At 71.1% G+C, this 6,270-nt stretch carries 6 protein-coding genes; 3 read left to right on the top strand and 3 right to left on the bottom strand.

Annotated elements, in window-relative coordinates:
- Nucleotides 1–587: MarR family winged helix-turn-helix transcriptional regulator (locus GA0115240_RS05410; protein ID WP_237554621.1), on the top strand; the 587-nt coding region annotated here is incomplete at its 5' end.
- A gap of 196 nt (nt 588–783) precedes the next feature.
- A complete protein-coding gene (locus GA0115240_RS05405; protein WP_093735505.1) occupies nt 784–2,484 on the top strand; it encodes an MFS transporter in 1,701 nt (566 codons plus the stop codon).
- Between the two features lie 149 nt (nt 2,485–2,633).
- Here GA0115240_RS05405 and GA0115240_RS05400 read toward each other — a convergent pair whose 3' ends face one another.
- From GA0115240_RS05400 to GA0115240_RS05390, 3 genes are all read right to left on the bottom strand, one after another.
- On the bottom strand, nt 2,634–3,104 hold the full coding sequence (locus GA0115240_RS05400; protein WP_093735504.1) for an SPW repeat protein: 471 nt from the start codon (nt 3,102–3,104) through the stop codon (nt 2,634–2,636).
- Between the two features lie 191 nt (nt 3,105–3,295).
- Nucleotides 3,296–3,931, bottom strand: coding sequence for a TetR/AcrR family transcriptional regulator (locus tag GA0115240_RS05395; protein WP_202451060.1), 636 nt, complete (start codon nt 3,929–3,931; stop codon nt 3,296–3,298).
- 41 nt (nt 3,932–3,972) lie between these two features.
- Complete coding sequence (locus GA0115240_RS05390; RefSeq protein WP_093735503.1) at nt 3,973–5,304, bottom strand: MFS transporter; 1,332 nt, start codon at nt 5,302–5,304, stop codon at nt 3,973–3,975.
- A gap of 302 nt (nt 5,305–5,606) precedes the next feature.
- On the opposite strand from GA0115240_RS05390, the gene GA0115240_RS05385 reads away from it, so the two are divergent.
- Nucleotides 5,607–6,270, top strand: a 664-nt coding sequence (locus GA0115240_RS05385; protein ID WP_107407102.1) for a DNA polymerase ligase N-terminal domain-containing protein, incomplete at its 3' end; no start/stop codon positions are given.

Below are 6,270 nucleotides of genomic sequence, written 5' to 3'. Positions count from 1 at the left end.
CCGATGCCGCGGCCAACCCCGCGGCCAACTCCGCGGCGGGCGCCGCGGGCCGCCGCAGTGCCGAGGCGGGCGACCCGGCCGGGGCTCCGGCCGACCCCGAGGCGGGCCACTCGGCCGGAGAATCGGCCGGAGAACCTGCCGGTCCTACCGGCCCCACCGGGAGTCTCGCCGAGCGGACGGCGACCGATCTGCGGGCCGCGCTGGGGCCGCTGGTCCGCCGGCTGCGGCAGTTTCGGCCGGACGGCGAGCTCACCCTCTCCCAGACCTCCGCGCTGGTCCGGCTGGACCGCGAGGGCCCGGCCACCGCGTCCGAACTGGCCGCGGGCGAGGGCATCCGTCCGCAGTCGATGTGCACGATTGTCGCCGTACTCCAGGAACGCGGGCTGGTCGACCGCGACCAGGACCCGAACGACGGCCGCCGGATCGTCGTCTCGCTCACCCGGGCCGGCCTGGACGGCCTGCACGGCGCCCGGCGCGAGCGGGCCCGCCGCCTGACCGTGGCGATCGCCGGCGAGCTGACCCCGGCGGAGCAGGAGCAACTGGCCGCCGCCATCCCACTGCTGGAGAGGATCACTCGTCGTGTCTGAGGCCGCAGGGTCCGCCCGATCGACCGGGCCAACAGGGCCAATAGGCCCAACAGGGTCAACGGGTCCAACGGGTCCAACGGGTTCGCCAAGTTCACCAGGTTCACCAGGAGCAACCGGACCGGCCGGGAGGACCGGCGGCTCCGAGGACCGCGACGACCGCTACAAGTGGGTCGCGCTGTCGAACACCAGCCTCGGGATGTTCATGGCCACGGTGGACTCCTCCATCGTGATCATCTCCATGCCGGCCATCTTCCGCGGCATCCACCTGGATCCCTTCGCGGCCGGGAACATCAGCTACCTGCTGTGGATGATCATGGGGTATCTGCTGGTCACCGCGGTGCTGGTGGTCACCCTCGGGCGGCTGGGCGACATCGTGGGCCGGGTCAAGATCTACAACCTCGGCTTCGTGGTCTTCACCCTCGCCTCGGTGGCGCTGTCCTTCGACCCGGCGCACGGCGGCTCGGGCGCGATGTGGCTGATCGCGTGGCGGGTGGTGCAGGCGCTCGGCGGCGCGATGCTGATGGCGAACTCGGCGGCGATCCTCACCGACGCCTTCCCGGCCCGCCAGCGCGGCATGGCCCTCGGCATCAACCAGATCCTGGCGCTGTCCGGCACCTTCATCGGCCTGGTGCTGGGCGGCGTGCTGTCCGCGTGGGACTGGCGGGCGGTGTTCTGGGTGAATGTACCGGTCGGCATCTTCGGCACCATCTGGGCGTACCGCTCGCTGCGTGAGATCTCCGCCCGCCAGCCGGCCCGGATCGACTGGTGGGGCAACCTCACCTTCGCGCTGGGCTGCGGGCTGATCCTGGTCTCCATCACCTACGGCATCCAGCCCTACGGACACGACACGATGGGCTGGACCAGCCCCAAGGTACTGACCGGGCTGATCGGCGGACTGGCGCTGCTGATCGTCTTCGCGGTGGTCGAAACCCGGGTGCCGCAGCCGATGTTCAACCTGGGCCTGTTCCGCAACCGGCACTTCGCGGCGGGCAACGCGGCCGCGTTGCTGGCGTCGATAGCCCGCGGCGGGCTGCAGTTCATGCTGATCATCTGGCTGCAGGGCATCTGGCTGCCGCTGCACGGCTACGACTTCGCGGACGCGCCGCTGTGGGCCGGTATCTTCCTGCTGCCGCTGACGGCCGGCTTCCTGCTCGCCGGACCCGCGTCGGGGATCTTGTCCGACCGGTTCGGGGTCCGGTACTTCACCACCGGCGGGCTGCTGCTGTTCGGCGCGAGCTTCGTCGGGCTGCTCCTGCTGCCGATCAACTTCCCTTACTGGGCGTTCGCGTTGCTGATCCTGCTCAACGGCCTGGGGTCCGGCATGTTCTCCGCGCCGAACACCTCGGCGATCATGAGCAGCGTCCCGGCGACCCACCGGGGGGCCGCCTCCGGGATGCGGTCGACCTTCCAGAACTCCGGGACGTCGCTGTCCATCGGGGTGTTCTTCTCGCTGCTGATCATCGGTCTGGCCAACCGCCTGCCGAGCGCGCTGGACTCGGGCCTGCGGGCGCAGGGCGTGCCGGCGGGTGTCGCGCACCAGGCGGCGTCCCTGCCACCGGTGTCCACGGTCTTCTCGGCGTTCCTCGGCATCAATCCGATCGAGACGCTGCTCAAACCGTCCGGCACGCTGGCCAAGCTGCCGGCCCACAACCGGGAGGTGCTGACCGGCAAGGAGTTCTTCCCGAACCTCATCTCGTCGTCCTTCCACCACGGCCTGATCATCGTCTTCGCGACGGCGGCGGGCATGTCGTTGCTGGCCGCGACCGCCTCCGCGCTGCGCGGTACGCCGAAGCCGACCCTGCTGGAGCCGACCGCCGGCGAGCGAAAGGCCGCAGGCGCGGGCGGGGGCGAACAGCAGGCCGGGCCGACGGCGACGCGGCCGGCGGCGAAGAGCTGACGAGGAGCGGGGCTCGACGGGACTTCGGCGGGGCTCCGACCGGGCTCCGACCGGGCTCCGGCGGATTCTCGGCGGTCCCGGACACGGGTACGGGCGGCCTCCCGGAGGAGGCCGCCCGTTGGTCCGGCGGTCAAGCTGCCGTCCGTGCGTCAGTGGTCACGCACTTCGGACCGACGGCTCAGTCGTCGTGTCGCCATCAGGCCGAGAGCCATCGTGGCAACTCCGACGAGGACCGCAACACCACCGGTGAACGAGTTGTTCCAGATGGTCTTGTGGAACGCCCCGTTGCCGGATACCGCCCACGGGGCGATGATCGTCCAGACACCGATCGCCGCGGCGACCCAGCCCAGCCCGTGGGTCCGCTCCAGGACCGAGCCGAAGCTGAACCCGAGCACCGCCAGGGCGAGACCCATGATCAGGTTGCTCACCCGCAGGCTGGGGCTGAAGTTCTGGAAACCGACCACCCACGGCGAGATCGCCAGATACAGGCCGGTGATGATGCACAGGCCTTCCAGCAAGCCACTGACAGGCTTGTGGGACATCGCCGTGTACCGGTCCCTCAGGGATACCAGGTCGGGATGAGTGTCCATATGGGATGTGTCGGTCGAATGGGTGGCCATTCAAGCCACCTCCTTCGTTCCATGTAGGAAGTGCAGTTGATTTTCGGCTGGTCGCCGGTTGGTTACCAACCGTTCAGGCCACCGGACTTCCGCCGGGCCCCCGGACGCCTACCGGGTCTCCGCCCCGGATCTGTGGCATCCATCAATTCAGCGTAGGACCCATCCGAGCAAAGCAGCCACTCGGGGAGCAATCAGAACGCATCCGACTTTGAGAATTTTTCGGTCGATCCGGACTTTTCCGCCGCGTCCAGCAGGACGGCCGCCGCCGCGCGGGCGGTCGTGGCGGCCGACGGGTCGCGGTCCATCCGGCCGGAGAGCACCGCGCCGTCGTAGAGCAAGTGCAGTTGACGGGCCAGGGATTCGGGGTCGGCGACCCCGGCCTCGGTGGCGAGTTCGACGAGCAGGCCGCGCATCCAGCGGCGGTGGTCGTCGGCGACTGCCTCGATGGCGCTGCCCGGGTGCGTCTCGGCGGTGGCCGCGACGAAGGCGCAGCCGTTGAAGCCGGGGGCGGTGACCGTCTCGCCCGCCGCGTCGAAGACGCCCAGCAGCCGCTCGCGCGGGGTGCGGAAGCGGGTCAGGGTGCGGGTGACGCGCTCCCTGACGATGACGTGGCGGCCGTCCAGATAGGCCCGGACCAGACCTTCCTTGTTGCCGAAGGTGTTGTACAGCGAGGCCTTGGCGACGCCGGCCTGATCGATGATCCGGTCGATGCCGACGGACTGCACGCCTTCGCGGTAGAACAGGTCGGTGGCGGCGGCGAGCAGCCGCTCCCGCGCGGACGGCTTGGCCGCGGTGCTCTTCGTGGCGGGCTTCGTCCTGGTCACCATGTCCATCATCCCCAACACGCAGTCAGACAGGTCTGTCTATCCTAGCGCTCGCCGACCGGCTGACGCTCTGCTCCGGCGGCCTCCACGGCCCCCGTGGCCGCCGTGCCCCCCGTGGCCGCCATGTCTTTCCCGGCCCCCATGGCAGAGACCGCGACGACCAGCCCCGATCCGGACGGCTCGGTGCGCCGCCCGGTCAGCAGCAGCCCGGCCAGCGCCGCCGCGGCCAGGACGATCACCGCGGCGCCGTACTCCCGCGCGGTGTCCAGCAGGCCGCCGCCGTGCACGACCAGCACGCCGCCGATCACGGCCGGCACACCCATGCCGAGGTACGACACCACGTAGAGCAGCGACAGCACGCCGGCCCGCTCGTGTGCCTCGACCACCGGCACCACCAGCCGGATACCGCCCTGGAAGCCGCCGCCGAAGCCGAAGCCGGCCAGCGCGGTGCCCACGAAGAACCCGGTGACCGAGGCGGCGCCGCCGGTGCCCGAGCCGATCGAGACCAGCGTGATCGCGACTCCCGCGATCAGCGTGACCACACCGAGCACCATGGCCGTACGGGTCGAGGTGCCCCGCAGCAGCAGCACGGACAGGGCGCCCGCGGCCGCCAGCACGAACAGGCCGAGGCCGCCGTAGACCACCGCGTGCGAGTGGACGAGGGAGCCGGTCAGACCGGGGGCGAGCGCGCCGTAGAAGCCCGCCAGCGCCCAGATCGCGAACAGGACCGGGACGGCGATGGCGACCGGCCGGCGGGCGGCCCGCGGCAGCCGGATGTCGGGCTTCATGCTGGCCAGCGCCCCGGGCTTGCGCCGCACCGACTCGCGCAGCAGGACCACGCCGAGCGTCTGGAGCGCGAACACCGCGAGCAGCAGGTAGTACACCAGGTGCGTCGGAGACGGCAGGAACTGCACGACCAGACCGGAGACCAGCGCACCGGTGGCCGTACCGGTCATCGGTGCGAAGGAGTTGGCGACCGCGCCCCGCACCCGGTCGATGTCCAGCAGTCCGGCGCCGATCGCGCCGAGCGCCGCCCCGGTGGAAACGCCCTGGAGGACCCGGGCGACCAGCAGCGCGTTCACGCTGCCCGCCTCGGCGAACACCACCATCGCGACGATCTGCCCGGCCAAAGCGGCGAAGAGCACCGGGCGGCGGCCTATGTGGTCGGAGATCCGGCCGAAGACCAGCAGGGCGGCCAGCACGGCAAGCGCGTACACGCCGAAGACCACGGTGGTGGTGATCGGCGAGAAGCCCCATTCCCGCTGGTAGACCGCGTACAACGGGGTCGGGGCGCTGGACGCGGCGAGCAGCGAGACGACGATCGAGGCGAGCAGGGACAGGGAGGCGAGGGGACCGAGGCGGAGACGGCTGAACATGGGTGGCTCCTGATCACCGGGGCGGTGCCGAGCGGAACGGCGTTGCGGCTGAGATTAGACAGACCTGTCTGGTTACGTCAAGTTGGACGGCATAGCGGCAGGTGGGGAGCTGCTCATCGGGTCCAATGGCGCCCGCGGAAAGACCACCCTGTCTGCCGGGATCACCCGGGGGATCCCTACCGGCCGTCGCGGAGAATTGCCGGATATGACCGGTTTACCGGGCGGTCGGCCGGAGATACGCACCAAGGACAGCCAGCAGCACCGCGCGGGCGAGCCGTCCGCGCACCGGGATGGAGGCAGCGGTGGCCCCGAAGGATTCGCTGACCGAGTACCAGCGCAGGCGGGACTTCGCGAAGACCGCGGAGCCGGGTCCCGGCCGCGGCCCCGGCCCCGGGACGGAGCCCGGACCCGCGCCCGGCTTCGTCGTCCAGATCCACGACGCGAGCAGCATGCACTTCGACTTCCGGCTGGAGGTCGACGGCGCCCTGAAGTCTTGGGCGGTGCCCAAGGGACCCTCCCCCGACCCGCAGGAGAAGCGGCTCGCCATGCCCACCGAGGACCACCCGCTGGACTACCGGGACTTCGAGGGGCTCATCCCGCCGGGCGAGTACGGCGGCGGGCCGGTGATCATCTGGGACGAGGGCGACTACCGCAACCTGAACAAGGACCGCTCCGGCGCCGAGATCCCGATGGCCGAGGCCCTGCGGCGCGGCCACGCCTCCTTCCGGCTGGACGGCGCGAAACTGCACGGCGGCTACGCGCTGACCCGGATCCGCAACAACCGCGGCTCGGGCGAGGCATGGCTGCTGGTCAAGGAGAACGACCAGCGGGCCGCCCCCGGGCGCAGCACCCCCGATCCGGAGCGGGCCCGGTCGGTCCGCAGCGGGCGGACGCTGCGGCAGGTGGCGGCGGCGGCCGACGGCGCCGACACGGACGGCAGCGGCGCGAGCAGCGGCGGGGGCAGGA

The organism is Streptomyces sp. DvalAA-14 (assembly GCF_900091855.1).
Classification (GTDB): Bacteria; Actinomycetota; Actinomycetes; order Streptomycetales; family Streptomycetaceae; genus Actinacidiphila.
This window is presented reverse-complemented; position numbering and strand designations above follow the sequence as displayed.

What these genes read in the sequence shown, in the direction of transcription:
- GA0115240_RS05405 (WP_093735505.1), top strand. Translation starts at nt 784, where the DNA reads ATGTTCATGGCCACGGTGGACTCCTCCATCGTGATCATCTCCATGCCG.
- GA0115240_RS05400 (WP_093735504.1), bottom strand. Translation starts at nt 3,104, where the DNA reads ATGGCCACCCATTCGACCGACACATCCCATATGGACACTCATCCCGAC.
- GA0115240_RS05395 (WP_202451060.1), bottom strand. Translation starts at nt 3,931, where the DNA reads ATGGTGACCAGGACGAAGCCCGCCACGAAGAGCACCGCGGCCAAGCCG.
- GA0115240_RS05390 (WP_093735503.1), bottom strand. Translation starts at nt 5,304, where the DNA reads ATGTTCAGCCGTCTCCGCCTCGGTCCCCTCGCCTCCCTGTCCCTGCTC.